We start from the raw sequence: 17710 nt of genomic DNA on the forward strand, positions 1-17710 counted from the left end.
GCCTCAGGCCTCCAGACTGCGCGAGACTTGTTCAAATGTATCGCGCGACAGCTTGGCCTTTGCGATCCGTTCGAGCTCGCTCTTCATGAGCGCGCTGCGGGTTTCCTCGATCCGCTTCCACTTGCCTAGCGGCGTCACGAAGCGCGCGGCGGTCTGCGGATTGATTGGATCGAGCGCGAGAATGAAATCGGCCAGCATCCGATAGCCTTCGCCATCCGCGATATGGAAGGCGCCCGGGTTGCCAGCAAATGCCATGTATAGCGAACGCGCACGGTTCGGGTTCTTGATATTGAAATCGGGATGCTCGGCAAGCGCCTTGATGTGCTCGACCACATGGGGGTGCAGCGACAAGGCCTGAATGGTGAACCATTTGTCGATCACCAGCGCATTGTCGTTGAAGCGATTGTAGAAATCGAGCAGCGCGTGGGTGCGCTCAGGCGTGTCGAGCCCCGCAAGCACGCCCAAAGCGCCCTGCCGATCGGTCATGTTGTCAGCGGATTTGTATTGGCGCGCTGCAAGGGCCGCAGCCTCTTCGGGGTCGCTCGAAGCGAGCAGATTCAGGCAAATCGACTTCATCTTGCGCGCGCCGCGACCATTCTCGTAATCAAAGGCAACGCGCGTGCAGCGGTCATAATGCGCACGTAACTTGTCAGCGAGGCGTTTCGCGAGCAGCGCCTTCAAACCTTCGCGTTCGGCATGGATTGCCCCTGGGTCTGCACGCCCATGCGCATTTGCCATCTGCTCAAACAGATAGGTGTCGGTCGGCAGCAAGAGGAGTTCGCCGCGCATCGCGTCATCCAGGGCTTCATCGTCAAGAATGGCGGCAAATGCCTGTGACAAGCCTTCCTCGCCTGCCGTGCGAGCTGAGTCAGCCAGAGCGCCAGCCGAGGCGGCAACCAGGTGCGATACGCTCAGTTCCTGCATGGCCTCATAACGAGCAAAGGGATCGTCATCATGACGCGCGAGCAGCATGAGGTCTTCGCCGCTGGCATCGCGCTCGATCACGACCGGCGCGGTAAATCCGCGATTGATCGAGAGCACCGGCCGTGCCGAATGCCCGGAGAAGGTGAAGCTCTGCTCTGGCCGATCGAGCACGATGAGCTGTTCTCCGGAGTGGGTGCCGGTGGCCGGATCGAGCAATGCGATCTTGAGCGGGATCGGCATGGCCTGCTTGTCTGGCTGGCCGGGTGTGGGCGGCACTGTCTGCTTGAGCGTGATGGTGGCGGTGTCACCGTCATGCGCCAGGCGCGCGGCAATTCGGGGCGTCCCGGCCTGGCTATACCAGAGGCGGAACTGCTTGAGATCGAGCCCGGCACCGTCTTCGATAGCCTTAATGAAATCCTCGCAGGTCGCTGCTTCGCCGTCGTGCCGCTGGAAATAGAGGTCTGTGCCTTTGCGGAAAGCGTCCGTGCCCGCCATCACGCGCATCATACGGATGACTTCAGCCCCCTTGTTGTAAACCGTCGCGGTGTAGAAATTGTTGATTTCACGATAGGAATCGGGCCGGATCGGATGCGCGAGCGGCCCGGCATCCTCCGGAAACTGCGCGAGCCGCAGGATGCGCACATCTTCGATCCGCTTGACCGCTTCCCCGCGCATGTCCTGACTGAACAGCTGGTCGCGCAGGACGGTAAAGCCCTCTTTCAAGGACAGCTGGAACCAGTCGCGGCAGGTGATCCGGTTGCCGGACCAGTTGTGAAAATACTCATGCGCGATCACGCCTTCGATGGCGTCGAAATCGGCATCGGTCGCAGTTTCAGGGTCAGCCAGAACATACTTCGTGTTGAAGATGTTAAGGCCCTTGTTCTCCATCGCGCCCATGTTGAAATCGCTCACCGCAACGATGTTGTAAAGGTCGAGGTCGTATTCTCGACCGAACACCTCTTCGTCCCATTTCATCGAGGTTTCGAGCGAGCGCAAAGCATGATCAGTGCGCGAGAGATCTTCCTTGCGCACCCACACGTTGAGCACCACTTCGCGTCCGCTCATGGTGGTAAAGGTTGAGCTGTTCGCGACCAGATCGCCTGCGACCAGCGCGAAGAGATAGCTCGGCTTGGGCCAGGGATCATGCCACTCAGCCCAATGCGTGCCATCGTCGCCCTCGCCTCCGGCAACCATGTTGCCGTTGCACAGCAGGATCGGGAACTGGTCCTTCGGCCCGCTCATCCGCACGCTGTACGTGCTCAGCACATCAGGCCGGTCAGGGAAGAATGTGATCCGCCGGAAACCCTCGGCCTCGCACTGAGTACACAACATGCCGTTCGAGGCGTAGAGGCCTTCAAGCTTGGTGTTGGCGGAAGGGTCGATCTCCGTTGCGATCTCGATTTCATGCGCGTCTGCGGAAAGCGGCAGGATCAGATCGCCATCATCGATCGACCAGTTGTTGGCCGGCTCACCATCGACCTTGACCGAGAGCAGTTCCAGTCCGTCTCCTTCGAGCCGAATGGAGTCCGCTTCCGGCGCGCGCGCATTGCGCAGCACCGTGAGCTTCGACACCACCCGCGTCGCATCAAGCCCAAGGTCAAACTCCAGCCGCGTTTCTGGCACGAGCCACGGGTAGGGCGCATAATCCTCGCGCCGGATAACCGGATGATCGTGCGGATTGGGGGCCGCATCGGCAAGTTCAGGGTTGCCTTCAGGCGTCGTAGCGGTCGTTGCAATGTCCATGCCCCTCCATCTAGGCACTGGCTTGGCCGCGTCCAGTCGAAATCGGCGAGTACACGTCCTTGCCCGCTGAGCGCGTCTTGACTTTGGCGTTAGCTCAGCGCAGCTAACCCTGCAAAATCAGGGGCTAATGCGGTGATATTCGACTTACTGACAGTATCGGGCAGCGCATTTGATGTCGATGCGGCTACGCGCGCTTACCTCGATACCCTGCAGGGCCCCGCCAAGGATAAGTCGGACGCCTATTTCGAAGGCGGCTATTACTTGCTGGTTTTTGGTACGCTGGTGGCAGTGCTGATCGACTGGCTGATCCTTCGCTTTCGCTTCGCAAAGGCGCTGCGGGACTTCGGCGAGCGCATATTCAAGCGGCCCTTCGGCGCGACCTGGCTGACCGCGCTGCTTTACCTCTTGGTATCCGGGGTCATGGCCTTGCCTTGGTCAATCTACACAGACTTCTGGCGCGAGAAGCACTTTGGTTTGCTCGACCAGAGCTTTGGCGATTGGGCTTTTGAGCAGGCGCTGGGAGCAGTGATCGGCCTCGCGATCTTCCCGTTGTTGATAGCGCTGGTCTACTCGATCATCCGCAGAGCGCCTAAAACCTGGTGGGTCGCAGGCACAGCCGTGACCGGCGTGTTCCTGTTTATTGGAACCATGCTGGCCCCGGTCTTCATTTCGCCTCTGTTCAACACCTACAGTGAAATGGAGCATGGACCGCTAAGAGACCGGCTGGTCAGCATGGCCGCGCAATTCGATGTGCCTGCTGACAACATCTACGTGTTTGACCAGAGCAAACAGGACAAGCGGATTTCCGCCAATGTTTCAGGCTTTGGCCCGACTATTCGCATATCCCTGAACGACAATCTGCTTGAGCGCACCAGCGAAGAAGAGATTGTTGCAGTGATGGGGCACGAGCTTGGCCATTATGTCATGAATCACGGCGCCTGGAGGGTCGGCTCAATGCTCACTGTATTGGGTCTGGGCTTGTTTCTCATCAGCCGTCTGGGACCCTGGCTGATCGCGCGCTACGGCGAGCGGTGGGGTGTGCGCGACATTGCAGACCCCGCTTCCCTGCCCGTTCTGACGCTGATCCTCTCGTTGTATCTGTTGTTGGCAACGCCAGCCTTCAACAACATCACGCGGCTGCAGGAGAACCAGGCTGATGCTTTCGGGCTGATGGCAGCACAAGAGCCTGACGGCTTTGCACGCGCGGCGATGCGGCTGAGCGAATATCGCAAGCTGGAGCCTGGTGCGCTGGAGGAATTCCTGTTCTACACCCATCCTTCGGGCAAGAGCCGTGTGCGGCGCTCCATGCAGTGGAAAGCGGATAATGTTCCGAACGCTGCAATCGATGTGCCTCCCGAAGGATATCTCGACCAATAGGGCAAGCCGCGCTAGGGCGTGCCATATGAATGCGGACAAGCACCTGTTGATTTTCGGCCTGGGCTACACGGCTGGCCGGATAGCCCAATCGCTGAGCGCGCAAGGCTGGCAGATCACGGCAACGGGAAGCAAGGGCAACCTCGATTTCGAAGATCGCGACGCCGTTCTCGCGGTGCTCGATACCGCAAGTCATGTGCTCTCCTCGGTTCCGCCGGATCGCGAGAAGGGTGCGGATCCGGTGCTTGAGGCCTATGGCGATGCATTGGAAAACCGCTCGCTTGCCTACCTCTCCTCCACCGGGGTCTATGGCGATGCAGGCGGCGCGTGGGTGGATGAGAGCACGCCCACCGTGGCTGAGACCGGCGCTGGTCGCCGCAATGCGAGGGCAGAGGCGGATGCAGCGTGGCTGAAGCTCGGCGCACATAATTTCAGGCTGCCCGGCATCTACGGACCGGGGCGCAGCGCGTTCGACCGGGTGCGCGAGGGAAAAGCCCGGCGGATTGACATGCCGGACCAGGTGTTCAGCCGCGTGCATGTCGATGACATTGTCGCAGGCGTCGTGGCGGCGATGGAGCGCGTCGCGCCAGCCGGAGCCTACAACCTCGGCGACGACTTGCCTGCGAGCGGCAAGGCAGTGACCGAGGAAGCCTGCCGCTTGCTGGGTGTGGAACCGCCGCCGCTGGAAACGCTGGAAGAAGCCAACCTTTCTGAAATGGCGCGCGGTTTCTACTCCGAAAATCGCCGCGTTGCGAACGGCAAGGCCAAGCGTGTGCTGGGCTGGAGCCTGCGCTATCCGACGTTCAAAGAAGGGCTAGCGGCGCTGCTTGGCGCGGAGCGCTAGCACCATGCCGGCAATGGCCAGCGCCATTCCGCCAGCGGTCAGCCACGTCCAGCGGTAATCCTCAAACACGGTCGAAAGCAGCATCGCAACACAGATCGTCAGAATGCTATTATAGGCCGTTCTGCCCGCACCAATCTCGCGCACCAGATTGTAATGCAGCGGGAAGGTCACCACCGACCCGATCAGCGCAAGGTAGACGATGCCCGCCCAGTATTCAGGCCGCGTCGGAACTGGCGGTGCGCCAGCTGTCAGCACAGCGAAACCGAGATCGAACATCGTGCCGTAAAGCATCGCCCAGGCGAGCAGGCTCACCATCGGCACCGCGCGGCCGGTGGGATTGGCCTGCACCACATTGGCCACAGAGGCCGCAAGGATCCCCATCATCGCAAGGAAAATGCCGAAACCCACGCCATCGCCCAATGGCGCGGTTCGCCATTCGTGCAGGAGCAGCATCGAGACGCCGACAATCGCAACAGCGCTGCCCATCACGAAGCCGCTCTGCACGCGCTCGCCAAGGAATATGCGCGCAAAGAGGGCGTTGGGCACCATCAGCAGCGCAAACATCATCGCAACGATCCCGGAGGTGACGTAAAGCTCAGAAAAATAGACGAACAGGAAATTGCCGCTGAACTGGAAGATGCCGACAATCACCGCGAGGATGTGTTCAGGCCGGGTCAAGCGCAGCCGCCGTTTCATCAAGTAAGCGACCAGGAACAGCGCAGGCGTGGCCAATGCAAAACGATAGAATACTGACCACGCTGCCGGAACGCCGTCGATCTGGCCGGTGATCACGAACCAGGTCGAACCCCAGATCGTCCCTGTCAGAAAGAACGGGATGGCCACCCGCCAGCTGATCATTTCGACGGGCTGAGTGCTCACAACGCAGCGATGGCCTTGGCCAGGGCGCGGGCATCGTCTTCCGCTGTATCCCACGCGGTGACAAAGCGCGCTGCATCGTCGCCCCAGTCGTAGAACGCGAAACCCTGCGCTCTCAAGGAGGCGCGCTCAGCGTTGCTGAGTTGCACAAACAATTCGTTCGCCTCAACCGCGTGCATCAGGCGATCGCCACAGGCACTGGCAATTTCTGCGGCCAACGCGTTGGCGTAACGGGCATTGGCAAGCCACAGATCGTCTTCCAGCATGGCGAGAATCTGCGCCGCCAGATAACGCCCTTTGCATTGCAGATGGCCGGCTCTCTTGCGCAGATACTTCACCTTTTGCGCCTGTTCAGGATCGAACAGCACGAGCGCTTCAGCGCTCATCCCGCCATTCTTGATGAAGCCGAATGCGAGCGTATCTGTCGGGCCAGCCGCCTCAGCCGCCGTGCAATCGAGGTGCGCGACGGCATTGGCGAAGCGCGCGCCGTCCATATGCAGGCCAAGCCCGCGCGCTTTAACGAAATCGCCAAGCTGGGCCAGCATGGCAGGCGTGTAGACCCGGCCGTACTCGCTTGCCTGCGTAATCGAGATCGCGTGCGGCTGAACCTGGTGGACATCATCGCGGATGCCATCGGTCACAGCCGCAATGTCAGCAGGCGTCAGCAGCGCGCCATCGCCCCCTGTCAGGATCAGTTTCGCGCCATGGAGGTAAAAGCCGGGCGCGCCGCCCTCGTCGACTTCGATGTGGGCTTCCTTGTGGCAGACCACAGCCCCATGCGGCTCGACCAATGTGCTGAGCGCCAGGCAATTCGCTGCCGTACCCGTCGCAATCCAAAGCGCTGCGCAGTCACGAGCGAAGAGGTCGGAAAAGCGCTCGTCCAGCGCCTTGCTCCAGCGATCTCCATCATACGGCAGGTCATGCTCGTCAGCCTTCGCCAGAGCGGCGAGGACATTGGGATGCACTGGGGCAGCATTGTCAGACAGGAAACGCATGGAACGCCCCTAGCGGGCTACGCGTTGAAGGCAAGAAGGAGAATACTGTGTCTGATGATACTGCCAAAGTAACAATCACGCACCACGTCCAAGGTCAGGGCGGCAAATATGTCGCGCATGTCGGGGGCAGCCAACATACAGGCTACCTCGAATGGGAACCGCAAGAAGCCCTCGAAAGGGATGTGCGGGTGGCAACGCACACCGTCGTTCCCAAGGCTATCGGTGGGCGCGGTATTGCAGCGCAACTGGTCGAACGCCTGATCGCCGATGCACGCGAGCAGGGCTTCACCATCGTTCCGCAGTGCTCCTACGTCGCGAAGAAGTTTGATCAGAACCCCGATTGGAGTGACTTGAAGGCCAGTTAGAGCGAAGGCTCTCTAGGCCGCCAAGCGCGCAGGCGGTGCCTGGTAGATCTTCGAGAAATCCTTGGCCGCAATGCTCGCCAGAATAGCGCTGCGCAATTCGCGGGCCCGCTCGATCGGCAAACCAGCGATCGAAAGCGCGCCGCCGGCAAGGCCAAGATGCAAATTGGCATAGCCGCGCCGCTGCGCGATCGGACCTTGCAGGATCTGCACGGAATGCAGCTTCACGCGGCTTGCGATTTGCAGGTCGGGCGAGAAATAACCGGTACGCACCAGCACCTGCTCTGCGTCGAGCGCATGAGCGTGAACCGCATAACCATACCAGTGCGACAGCGCGACCAGCACCGCAATCGTGAGCGGGATCAGCGCGATCCATATGGATCCCCACGTCGCGATGCCCAAAGCAAGCAAGAGCAATAACCCGCTCTCCATCAGCGTCTGGTCGATCCAGTAGCGCGGGTCGGTCTGTTGCCATTCCAGCTCTTTCTGAGACGGCTCGAAACCGGCGGCGCGGATGATCGGTGCTATCTCCTCCATTTGCGCAAACGGGGCGACATCGTGATTGGCGGAGCCCATATCCTGCGCAAGGCTCACAAATTTTAGGCCGCGCCAGCCAAAGCGATAGCGCAGCCAGCCCGTCTTGACGGTGACTGCCTGAACCCGGTGGGCTGGCATGACGACATCGGTTCGGGTGAACAGGCCGCGGCGGCGGCGAAAGCCGCGCGGCGTTTCCTCAAGCCGGAAGTTCCAGTCGCGCAGGAACACGCGGACCAGACCCGTAAACGATCCAACGACAATGAGCGTGAGCAGGCTTGCGATTACGCCAATGACCTGTCCCGCATAGCCCAGACCCGCAATCCAGCCGGACTGCTCATTAGCGACGTTGCGCCACAGATCCGGATCCCAGATTTCAAAGTCGACAAACCAGTCTGCATATTGCGCAAGACCCGCCAGCACTGCGAAGACAGCGAGAGAGAATTCGAACACGCCAAAGGTAAACAGGCGGCGCGGATCCATCGCGAAGAGCAGCTTGCCTGGTTCCTGCCTGGCTGGCCCTTGCGGTTGATCTTCACCCGCTGCAGCAACACAATGGACAGCCACTTCCGCGTCTGCGTCACGGCGCTCGCGCACAACATCGCGCAAACGTTCACCTTCGGCCTCGCCGAGGTAGGCAAGCGAAATATCCTCACCCCCGCCTGAACCCGTCTCGAACTTCACGGTCACGAGCCCGAACAGCCGCGGCAGCAAAGTCTGCTCAATGCTGACATCCTGAATCCGCTCGAACGGCACCGAGCGCGCGGTGCGCGCAAGGATGCCGGATTCGACCCGGATGTCGTCTGAGTTGATCTGATAGGTGAACTTGGTCCAGCGCAGATATGCAGCGGCTGCGCCAATTCCGATGATCGCAAGTCCAGCCGCGATCGCAGAAATGAAGGCTAAGCCTTCCTGCCCGCGCATCGCAAAATAAACCGCAACAACCGGGAAAATGGCGTTTCGCAGGCCAGAGAGGCCTTCGATTATGAAGCTCTTGGGATCGGTGCGAAGTGCTTCGCTCATAGCGTCTCGCGCTTGATATGGCTGCGGATTTCCTCGCGGATTTCCATTGCAAGCGCGTGCTTCAGGCCCGGCAGATTGACATGCGCGCCGTGCGAACCGGCCGTGTGCAGCGTCAAGGTCGCGATGTCGAAAAAGCGCTCGAGCGGCCCCTGATTGACGTCGATGTGCTGGACCCGGCCAAACGGGACCACGGTGTCGGCGCGGAACAGGATGCCGCGCACAATCCGCAAGCGGTCTGCGCTCATGGCGTAGCCACGCGCGAGATAGCGCCTCGCCGGCAGCCTGAAGATCAGCAGAAGGGCAATAAGCGTGAGTGGCGTGATGACGACCGCCGCCGGAAGTGCGCCCGAAGCCTCCACGATCAGCCCTCCAACCAGAAACGGAATGCAGAAGAGCGTCGTGCTGATCCGCACCACGGTCTTGTAGGCCGGATCAAGCTGCGTGAGCTCATCGTCCGGCACGTCTTCAGCCGAGGGCGGCCGGGCCTGACTGACGTTAGCAGGATCGCTGGATGGGGATTGCGGCGCGATTGCCGGGGTTTGCTCGTCCATAGTGTTTTAGATGGCTAGTACGGTCCGATCCGTCAATGTATGTTGCGCAAAGGCAAGCGCGTGGGAGGTAGAATGTTCGAACAGATCGATTGGTGGATGGTCGTTTGGACCGGTGCAGTCTTCCTGTCAGGCTATCTGATCGGTTCGCGCCGCAAGACTGAACTTGCAGCACCGCTCGACTTCGATCTTGCGACGATCTCTCCATCCGCTCGCGCGCAGATCGAACACGCGTTGCAGAATGGCCAGAAGATCGAAGCGATCCGCATCCTGCGGGAGGACACGGGTCTGGGCCTTAAGGATTCCAAGACCGTGATCGATATGTGGCGGTGAATGGTGCTGCTGGAGAGAATTGAACTCTCGACCTCACCCTTACCAAGGGTGCGCTCTACCACTGAGCTACAGCAGCGTCTCGTCAAAGTGGCGCGCCTATCTGCGCGCACGGCGACAATGTCAAGCCAAGCTTGCACCTCGGGCGCGATAACGCCAATGCGTTTCGCATGAGTGAAGATGCAGACAGGAAAATGTCTCGCGAAGAGCGTCTGGCGGCCAAACTGCGCGAGAATCTGCGCCGCCGTAAAGCGCAAGCGCGCCAAATGACCGAATCAAGCGGTGAATCCGGGGTTCCCAAAGGCGGTGAGCGCGGCTAACGCGTGTTGCTCTTAGCGATGGGGTGCCTAGCCGCCCGGTCCCTCCGGAGAAAATATGCCTAAACTCATCCTTGTTCGTCATGGCCAGAGCCAGTGGAACCTCGAAAACCGTTTTACCGGATGGTGGGATGTCGACCTCACGGAAAAAGGGGTTGAAGAAGCCAAGGCCGCGGGCAGGCTGATGAAGGAAAAGGGCGTTCTGCCGACAATCGCCTTCACTTCATACCAGACCCGCGCGATCAAGACGCTGAACCTTGCTCTGGAAGAGGCTGGAAGGCTTTGGATCCCGGTGATCAAGGACTGGCGCCTTAACGAGCGCCACTATGGCGGGCTGACCGGTCTCGACAAGCAGGAAACCCGCGACAAGCACGGCGATGAGCAAGTGCATATCTGGCGCCGCAGCTTCGATACGCCGCCGCCGCCGATGGAGCCCGGCAGCCAGTTCGATCCGGGCGCTGACCCGCGTTACGAGGGGATCGACGTTCCTTACACAGAGAGCCTGAAGCTCACGATCGAGCGCGTGCTGCCCTACTGGGAAAGCGACATTCTGCCGGTCCTTGCGAGCGGCGAGACTGTGATCATTTCTGCCCATGGCAATTCGCTTCGCGCGCTGGTGAAGCACCTCTCGAACATTTCCGATGAGGACATTACTGGCCTCGAGATTCCCACGGGCCAGCCGATCATCTATGATTTCGACGACAACATGGTGCCAGGTGAGCGGTACTATCTGAAAGACAGCTGAGGGGCACGGTTGATGGGAGGCAAAGTCGCCATTGTGATGGGCAGCCAGTCAGACTGGCCAACCATGCGCCGCGCTACCGAAGTTCTAGCGGAGCTGGAAGTCGAGCATGAAGCGCGGATCGTCTCCGCACACCGCACGCCCGACCGGATGAGCGCCTTTGCCAAAGGGGCCGCAGACGAAGGCTTCGAGGTTATCATCGCAGGCGCAGGCGGTGCGGCGCATTTGCCCGGCATGATCGCCAGCATGACGCATCTGCCGGTGCTTGGCGTACCGGTACAGTCCAAGGCGCTATCCGGCCAGGACAGCCTGCTTTCGATCGTGCAGATGCCAGCAGGTGTTCCCGTGGGCACTCTCGCCATCGGTGAAGCGGGCGCGACCAATGCGGGGCTGATGGCAGCCGCGATCCTCGCGCTCCATGACGCGCCGCTCGCCGCGCGCCTCAAGGCCTGGCGGCAAGCGCGCAGCGATGCCGTGGCGGAGCATCCGTCAGACTGATGGCCGTGCTCCCTCCTGGTTCAACGATCGGCATATTAGGCGGCGGTCAGCTCGGACGGATGATGGCGGTCGCCGCTATCCAGCTCGGCTACAGGGTGATCGGCTACTCGCCGCCGGGCGATAATGTCGCAGCCGAAGTCTGCACGGACTTCTTTGCCAATGGCTGGGGCGACAAGGCAGCGCTCGCCGCCTTCGCTCAGAAATGCGATGTCATCACCTGGGAGTTCGAGAACGTCCCGCTGAAAGCGGTCGAAGCATTGCCGCAAGACCGGATTGCCCCGCATCCGCGCGCGCTTGAGACCGCGCAGGACCGCTTGAATGAAAAGCGCTTTGCCGAAGCGCAAGGCGCGCGCCCCGCCCCCTATGCAGCAGCGGCAACCGAAGCCGACTTCAAGGCTGCGGTCGAACGGATCGGAGCGCCCGGCATCCTCAAGACAGCGCGCGAAGGCTATGACGGCAAGGGCCAGTGGCGGGTGCAATCGCTCAAGGAGGCAGACGCCGTCCGCTTTCCGGGCAAGCCATGCGTCTATGAAGGCTTTGTGGATTTCGAAGCGGAATTCTCCGTCATTCTGGTGCGGGGTGAGGATGGCGAAGTGCGCTATTGGGATTCGCCTGCCAACGTCCATCAGGACGGGATGCTCGCCAGTTCAACCTTGCCCGCTGGTGCTCTGATTGCAGCGCAGGTCGAGGAGGCACGCAGCATCGCTGCGAAGGTCGCAGCCGCGCTCGGCTATATCGGGGTGCTGACGCTGGAATTCTTCGCGACCAGCGATGGTCCCGTCTTCAACGAGATGGCACCGCGCGTGCACAATTCCGGTCACTGGACCATAGAAGGCGCAGCCACCAGCCAGTTCGAAAACCACATTCGCGCGATCTGCGGCCTGCCGCTGGGCAGCACGGACACCCGCTTTGCCCATGTAGAGATGCGCAATATCGTCGGGCCAGACGCGCTCACCGCGCACACCATGCTGGCTGAGGAAGGCGAGCCTCACCTGCACCTTTATGGCAAGGCCGAAGCCAAGGAGGGGCGCAAGATGGGCCATGTGACGCGCGTCTCCAATGCCGGACCCATCGCATAAGCAGGCTTATGGCGGGCGAAATCATCCTCATTTACGCGCGGGCGAGCAATGGCACGATCGGCAAGCAAGGCACACTGCCCTGGCACCTTCCTGCAGACCTCAAGCATTTCAAACAGCTGACCATGGGCGAGGATGGTGAAGGCCTGCCGATGATCATGGGGCGCAAGACCTTTGAGAGCCTGCCGGGTCTTTTGCCCGGCCGCCGCCATATCGTCCTCACCCGGCGCGAGCGCTGGGACAGTGACGGCGCGGAGCAAGTCCGAAGCGTAGAGGAAGCGCTGGCGCTCGCCCGTCGAGACAATTCCGACACGGACATCGCCATAGTCGGCGGCGCGGCGATCTATGACGTGTTCTGGGACCATGCCGACCGGATCGAAATGACGCAGGTTCACGCCGAATATCACGGCGACACCTTCATGCGCGCACCCGGTAGCGAATGGCATCTGGCAGCTCAGGAAGACCATGCAGCGAACGGAGACAAGCCCGCCTTTTCGTTCCTGAGCTTCTCGCGGGCCAGCGAAGAAGGAGCGGACTGATGCGCTGGCTCGATCACCGTGAACCCGTTCCCTCTCCCTTGCGCGGCGCGATTATCGCGCTCGGCAACTTTGACGGCTTCCACAAGGGGCATCAGGCGGTCGCAGGCGAAGCGATCCGCTGGGCACATGAAGAAGGCCGCCCTTCGATCATCGCGACTTTCGATCCGCACCCGGTGCGCTTTTTCAAGCCTGATGTGCCCCCATTCCGCCTCACCACGCTTGAACAGCGGCAGGAACTCTATATCGCTGCGGGCGCCTCTGCGATGCTGGTGTTCCACTTCGACGGCGCATTGGCCAGCACTCCCGCAGAGGATTTCATCCGCGACATCCTGATCACCCGGTTCGGCGCGCATGGGGTCGTCACCGGCGGCGACTTCACCTTTGGCAAAGGGGCGGCAGGCAACGTCGAAATGTTGCGTGACCTGGGCGGCGCGCTCGGCCTGCAATCGCGCGTGGTCGAGGCAGTCGAGGATGGCGCAGCAGTCGTCTCCTCCAGCCGTATCCGCCAGGCCCTGAAGGATGGCGACCCGCAACTCGCGGCGAAGCTCCTCACCCGGCCCTTCGCAGTGCGCGGGATCGTCGAGCATGGCGACAAGCGCGGACGCACCATCGGCTATCCTACGGCCAATCTCAGCCTCGAAAATTACCAGCGCCCGAAATACGGCATCTACGCGGTGACAGGGAAGATCCTTGCGACCGGAGAGGTCCTCAAAGGCGCGGCCAATGTCGGCATCCGCCCGCAATTCGAGCCGCCCAAGGAACTGCTTGAGCCTTACTTCTTCGACTTTTCCGGCGATCTCTATGGGCAGGAAGTGGAAGTCGCCTTCCATCATTTCCTGCGGCCCGAAGCGAAGTTCGACAGCCTCAACGACCTGATCGCGCAGATGGACAAGGATTGCGCGGAGGCGCGGAGGCTTCTAAGCGCGCTTCCGCAATGACCGAAAAGCCCGACTATAAAGACACCGTCTTCCTGCCGAAGACCGATTTCCCCATGAAGGCAGGCCTGCCGCAGAAGGAGCCGGGCATTCAGGCGCGGTGGGAATCCGAAGGGCTTTACAAGCAGCTGCGCGAGGCCCGGCAGGGGCGCGAGAAATTCATCCTGCATGACGGCCCGCCCTATGCGAATGGTGACATGCATATCGGCCATGCGCTCAATCATATCCTCAAGGACATGGTGTGCCGCACGCAGAATCTGGTCGGCAAGGATGCGCCCTACGTGCCGGGCTGGGATTGCCACGGCCTGCCGATCGAATGGAAGGTCGAGGAGCAATACCGCAAGAAAAAGAAGAACAAGGACGAGGTTCCGCCCGCTGAGTTTCGCGCGGAATGCCGCGCCTATGCGCAGCATTGGGTCGATACGCAGCGTGAGCAGCTGAAGCGGCTCGGCATCATGGGCGATTGGGACAATCCCTATCTCACCATGGATTTTCAAGCGGAAGGCACGATTGTGTCCGAACTGCTGAAGTTCGCCGAAAGCGGCAATCTCTATCGCGGGTCGAAGCCGGTCATGTGGAGCCCGGTGGAGCAGACCGCGCTGGCCGAAGCCGAAGTCGAATATGAAGACCTGACCGACAGCCCGCAAATCGATGTGGCGTTCGAGATTGTTGAATCGCCGATCTCCGAGCTTGTCGGTGCGCACGCGGTGATCTGGACGACGACTCCATGGACGATCCCGGTGAACCAGGCTTTGGCTTATGGGCCTGAGGTTGAGTATGTGCTGGCCAAAGTTTGGATCGGTGGGTCAACTGTCGGCGATGCTGATCTATCCGAGGTTTTGAAGAACCACCCCTATGATGCTTGGGAAGGAAAGCATGTTCTCGTCGCGAAAGAGTTGCTCAAAAGCGTTCAGGCGCGGCTCGATACTAAGTTCACCGACATCAAAGATGGAGCTCGTCCGAGGGTACACCTTCGAGCAGTTAAAGAAATTCTTGGCTCCGACCTAGCAGGCACAAAAGCCCGTCACCCGATGCATCATCTGGGCGGGTTCTACGCAACCCCGCGCCCGATGCTCGCGGGCGACTTTGTCACGACCGATAGCGGCACCGGCCTCGTCCACATGGCGCCGGACCATGGCGAGGACGATTTCTGGCTGTGCAAGGAACACGGCATCGAACCGCAATTCGCGGTGATGGATGATGGCCGCTATCGAGATGACTGGCTGTGGCTTGGCGCAGATGACAAGGACGAAGACGGCAAAGAACGCCGCCGCTCTGTCATCAACAAGCCGTTCAACGCGCCTGAAGGGCCAATCTGTTCTGACCTGCGCGAAGCAGGCGCGCTCCTGTCAGCGAGCGCGGATTACGCGCATAGCTACCCGCATTCATGGCGCTCCAAGGCCAAGGTCATCTTCCGCTGCACCCCGCAATGGTTCGTGCCGATGGACAAGGAGCTGCCCTGGCTGAGCCCCAAGTCCGCAGAGGAAAAGGGCTGGGAAGGCGAAGGCGGCGCGATCGATCCGGCGGACGAGAAGCCTTGCGCCGCGCCCACCCTGCGCGAACGCGCGATGGAAGAGATCGCCCGCGTCCGCTTCGTGCCAGAGAAAGGGCGCAACCGCATCGGCAGCATGGTCGAAGGGCGGCCTGATTGGGTCCTCTCCCGCCAACGCGCCTGGGGCGTGCCGATCACGCTGTTCGTTGACCGCAAGAGCGGCGAGTATCTCGTCGATGAAGCGGTGAATGCGCGCATTGTCGCCGCAGTCCACAAGGACGGCGTCGATGCGTGGGACGAGGCGCGCGCGCAGGAATTCCTCGGCAATGATTACAGCGCCGACGATTACGAGATGGTCAAAGACATTCTCGACGTCTGGTTCGATTCAGGCTGCACCCATGCATTCGTGCTGGAAAGCGGCAAATGGCCCGAACTGCGCGCGCCTGCCGACCTTTATCTCGAAGGGTCAGACCAGCATCGCGGCTGGTTCCAGTCAAGCTTGCTGCAAAGCTGCGCGACGCGTGGCCGAGCGCCTTATGACCAGGTGCTGACCCATGGCTTCACCATGGACCAGGCGGGCAAGAAAATGTCCAAGAGCCTTGGCAATACGATCAGCCCGCTGAAGGTGATGGAAGAATACGGCGCGGATATCATCCGGCTGTGGGCGCTTTCAGTCGACTTCACCGAGGATCACCGCATCGGCGATGAAATCCTCAAAGGTGTGGGCGACCAGTATCGCCGCTTGCGCAACACCTTCCGCTATCTGCTCGGCGCGCTCGACGGGTTCGTCGGCGATATGGGCGATACGGGCGAGATTCCAGAGCTCGAGGTCTACGTCCTCGCCATGCTGGCAGAGCTCGATGGCAAGCTGCGCCAAGCGGTCGATGATTACGACTTCAACACCTACACGCGCCTGCTGGTGGACTTCTGCAACGAGGACCTCAGCGCGTTCTTCTTCGATATCCGCAAGGATAGCCTCTATTGCGACGGGCCGGAGAGCAACAAACGCAACGCCTATCGCACCGTGCTTGACATCCTGTTCCACGCGCTGGTGCGCTACGCCGCGCCGGTGCTGGTCTACACCGCTGAGGAAGTGTGGAGCACGCGTTACCCGGATGGCGGCAGCGTCCACCTGCTTGAATGGCCGCGCGTTCCGGGCGTATCGGCAGACGGTGCGCGCTGGGAAAAGCTCCGCGACCTGCGCGAGCAAGTGAACGAAGCGATTGAGCCGCTGCGGCGCGAAAAAGTGATCCGCTCGTCCAACGAAGCCGAAGTGGTCGTACCCGAAAGCGCGGTTCCGGAAGGCTTCAGCGATGCGGATCTGGCCGAGCTGTTCATCACCGCGTCAGTGACGCGAAGCGATACCGACAGCGTGACTGTCACCAAGAGCACCAACCACAAATGCGGCCGTTGCTGGCGCCTTCTTCCCGAGGTTGCGGAAGATGGCGATCTGTGCGCGCGCTGTGACGAAGTGGTCGGCTGATGCTTACCCGCAATCGCAAGATCGGCCTCGCGCTCGCAGCGGTGATTTTCATCGTCGATCAGCTTGTGAAGTGGCTGGTGGATGGTCCGTTGGAACTCAAATATCAGGGCGACAAGCTTGACTTGCTGCCCTTTTTCGACCTGACGCGGGTGCACAATTTCGGCGTCTCGCTTGGGATGCTGGAAGCAACCAGCATCGAAATGCGCTATGCCCTTGTGGCCGTCACCGCGTTTATTGCGCTGATCGTGGCTGTCTGGATGATGCGCGAGCGCTTGCTCGGCGACATTCTCGGCCTTGGCCTGATCCTCGGCGGCGCACTCGGCAATATCGTTGACCGCTACCGCTTGGGTTATGTGCTCGACTATGCCGACTTTCACATCGGGGATTTCCGCCCCTTCCTAGTTTTCAACGTCGCAGATGCCGCTATCACCATCGGCGTTGTGATAATCCTTGTGCGCAGCCTGTTCGTGCGCGAAAAGGATGCAGATGAATTGGACGCAGAAGGCGTCCCATCGGAGAATACATGATGTTTGTTTCTGGGCGTACCCTCAAGACCGCCATCCTTTTGACCACCACCAGCGCCTTGCTCGCTGGCTGCGGCAGCAGCGGCCTCCTCAACCGTGACCGTCCTGACGAGTTTGCGGTGCAACGTCAGGCTCCGCTGGTGGTACCGCCGGACTTCAACCTGGTCCCGCCTGCACCCGGAGCGCCGCGCCCGGCAGACGGCACTGCATCTGAACAGGCGCTCGACGCATTGTTCGGCGGTCCTGCGCCGCGCAGCTCGGTCGAAACCTCTGCGCTTGACCGCGCAGGCGCAGCAGCACCGGGTATTCGCAGCCAGGTTGGAGATCCTGACACGAACACGGTCGCCAAGGGCCGCTCGACGCGTGACATCATCGCCGCACCTGAAGGTGACGGCCAGTTCGCGCAGGCGGTTATTCCTTCTTAGGTTTGCCCCCGCTCATCCGAGCGGGCATCCTCGCTGCTATTTCCTTCGCTCCGCTACGGGGCAGCTGCGGAAGGGCGGTCGTCCTTGCCGGGCCTCCCCCGGCCCGATTCTTGGTGACGGCAGTCA

18 protein-coding genes and 1 tRNA gene are annotated in these 17710 nt (G+C 61.0%); 13 read left to right on the forward strand and 6 right to left on the reverse strand.

Annotation, left to right across the window (positions count from 1 at the left end):
* Nucleotides 1–3: 3 nt before the first annotated feature.
* Complete coding sequence (gene pepN, locus ACG9DO_RS02620) at nucleotides 4–2667, reverse strand: aminopeptidase N (protein WP_394730177.1); 2664 nt, start codon at nucleotides 2665–2667, stop codon at nucleotides 4–6.
* Between the two features lie 132 nt (nucleotides 2668–2799).
* On the opposite strand from pepN, the gene ACG9DO_RS02625 reads away from it, so the two are divergent.
* Nucleotides 2800–4044: a M48 family metallopeptidase gene (locus ACG9DO_RS02625; protein ID WP_394730178.1), complete on the forward strand. Its 1245-nt coding sequence runs from the start codon at nucleotides 2800–2802 to the stop codon at nucleotides 4042–4044.
* Between the two features lie 25 nt (nucleotides 4045–4069).
* Nucleotides 4070–4885, forward strand: a complete 816-nt coding sequence (locus tag ACG9DO_RS02630; protein WP_394730179.1) for an SDR family oxidoreductase — start codon at nucleotides 4070–4072, stop codon at nucleotides 4883–4885.
* Here ACG9DO_RS02630 and ACG9DO_RS02635 read toward each other — a convergent pair.
* Nucleotides 4856–5743: a DMT family transporter gene (locus ACG9DO_RS02635; RefSeq protein WP_394731168.1), complete on the reverse strand. Its 888-nt coding sequence runs from the start codon at nucleotides 5741–5743 to the stop codon at nucleotides 4856–4858. The two genes, ACG9DO_RS02630 and ACG9DO_RS02635, sit on opposite strands and share 30 nt — an antisense overlap.
* Nucleotides 5744–5760: 17 nt before the next feature.
* Nucleotides 5761–6756, reverse strand: a complete 996-nt coding sequence (locus ACG9DO_RS02640) for a threonine aldolase family protein (RefSeq protein WP_394730180.1) — start codon at nucleotides 6754–6756, stop codon at nucleotides 5761–5763.
* 47 nt (nucleotides 6757–6803) lie between these two features.
* Here ACG9DO_RS02640 and ACG9DO_RS02645 point away from each other — a divergent pair, with 47 nt between their 5' ends.
* A complete protein-coding gene (locus tag ACG9DO_RS02645; protein WP_394730181.1) occupies nucleotides 6804–7121 on the forward strand; it encodes a GNAT family N-acetyltransferase in 318 nt (105 codons plus the stop codon).
* Between the two features lie 12 nt (nucleotides 7122–7133).
* Here ACG9DO_RS02645 and ACG9DO_RS02650 read toward each other — a convergent pair whose 3' ends face one another.
* Nucleotides 7134–8675: a PH domain-containing protein gene (locus ACG9DO_RS02650; RefSeq protein ID WP_394730182.1), complete on the reverse strand. Its 1542-nt coding sequence runs from the start codon at nucleotides 8673–8675 to the stop codon at nucleotides 7134–7136.
* Complete coding sequence (locus ACG9DO_RS02655) at nucleotides 8672–9226, reverse strand: PH domain-containing protein (RefSeq protein WP_394730183.1); 555 nt, start codon at nucleotides 9224–9226, stop codon at nucleotides 8672–8674. The genes ACG9DO_RS02650 and ACG9DO_RS02655 overlap by 4 nt, the downstream gene beginning before the upstream one ends.
* 72 nt (nucleotides 9227–9298) lie before the next feature.
* On the opposite strand from ACG9DO_RS02655, the gene ACG9DO_RS02660 reads away from it, so the two are divergent.
* Nucleotides 9299–9556 carry a hypothetical protein gene (locus ACG9DO_RS02660; RefSeq protein WP_394730184.1) on the forward strand — a complete coding sequence of 86 codons (258 nt, stop codon included), beginning with the start codon at nucleotides 9299–9301 and terminating at the stop codon, nucleotides 9554–9556.
* 1 nt (nucleotide 9557) lies between these two features.
* On the opposite strand, the gene ACG9DO_RS02665 is transcribed toward ACG9DO_RS02660, so the two are convergent.
* Nucleotides 9558–9632, reverse strand: a tRNA-Thr gene (locus tag ACG9DO_RS02665).
* 91 nt (nucleotides 9633–9723) lie between these two features.
* Here ACG9DO_RS02665 and ACG9DO_RS02670 point away from each other — a divergent pair.
* From ACG9DO_RS02670 to ACG9DO_RS02710, 9 genes are read left to right on the forward strand one after another with little or no spacing between them, the layout of a single operon-like run.
* Nucleotides 9724–9873 (forward strand): hypothetical protein, encoded by a 150-nt coding sequence (locus ACG9DO_RS02670; protein ID WP_394730185.1) that lies wholly within the window; start codon nucleotides 9724–9726, stop codon nucleotides 9871–9873.
* 55 nt (nucleotides 9874–9928) lie between these two features.
* Entirely contained in the window at nucleotides 9929–10615 is a 687-nt protein-coding gene (gpmA, locus tag ACG9DO_RS02675) for a 2,3-diphosphoglycerate-dependent phosphoglycerate mutase (RefSeq protein ID WP_394730186.1), read from the forward strand.
* Nucleotides 10616–10627: 12 nt separating this feature from the next.
* Nucleotides 10628–11110 carry a 5-(carboxyamino)imidazole ribonucleotide mutase gene (purE, locus tag ACG9DO_RS02680; RefSeq protein ID WP_394730187.1) on the forward strand — a complete coding sequence of 161 codons (483 nt, stop codon included), beginning with the start codon at nucleotides 10628–10630 and terminating at the stop codon, nucleotides 11108–11110.
* A 5-nt stretch (nucleotides 11111–11115) separates the two neighbouring features.
* Nucleotides 11116–12189: a 5-(carboxyamino)imidazole ribonucleotide synthase gene (locus ACG9DO_RS02685; protein WP_394731169.1), complete on the forward strand. Its 1074-nt coding sequence runs from the start codon at nucleotides 11116–11118 to the stop codon at nucleotides 12187–12189.
* An 8-nt stretch (nucleotides 12190–12197) separates the two neighbouring features.
* Nucleotides 12198–12725 (forward strand): dihydrofolate reductase, encoded by a 528-nt coding sequence (locus ACG9DO_RS02690; protein ID WP_394730188.1) that lies wholly within the window; start codon nucleotides 12198–12200, stop codon nucleotides 12723–12725.
* A complete protein-coding gene (locus ACG9DO_RS02695; RefSeq protein ID WP_394730189.1) occupies nucleotides 12725–13663 on the forward strand; it encodes a bifunctional riboflavin kinase/FAD synthetase in 939 nt (312 codons plus the stop codon). Before ACG9DO_RS02690 ends, ACG9DO_RS02695 begins: the two co-directional genes overlap by 1 nt.
* Nucleotides 13660–16635, forward strand: a complete 2976-nt coding sequence (gene ileS, locus ACG9DO_RS02700) for an isoleucine--tRNA ligase (protein WP_394730191.1) — start codon at nucleotides 13660–13662, stop codon at nucleotides 16633–16635. The genes ACG9DO_RS02695 and ileS overlap by 4 nt, the downstream gene beginning before the upstream one ends.
* Nucleotides 16635–17162, forward strand: coding sequence for a signal peptidase II (gene lspA / locus ACG9DO_RS02705; protein ID WP_394730192.1), 528 nt, complete (start codon nucleotides 16635–16637; stop codon nucleotides 17160–17162). The genes ileS and lspA overlap by 1 nt, the downstream gene beginning before the upstream one ends.
* On the forward strand, nucleotides 17162–17584 hold the full coding sequence (locus ACG9DO_RS02710; RefSeq protein ID WP_394731170.1) for a DUF3035 domain-containing protein: 423 nt from the start codon (nucleotides 17162–17164) through the stop codon (nucleotides 17582–17584). Before lspA ends, ACG9DO_RS02710 begins: the two co-directional genes overlap by 1 nt.
* Nucleotides 17585–17710 lie beyond the last annotated feature (126 nt).

This window comes from Altererythrobacter sp. GH1-8 (assembly GCF_043702085.1).
Taxonomy (GTDB): domain Bacteria; phylum Pseudomonadota; class Alphaproteobacteria; order Sphingomonadales; family Sphingomonadaceae; genus Erythrobacter.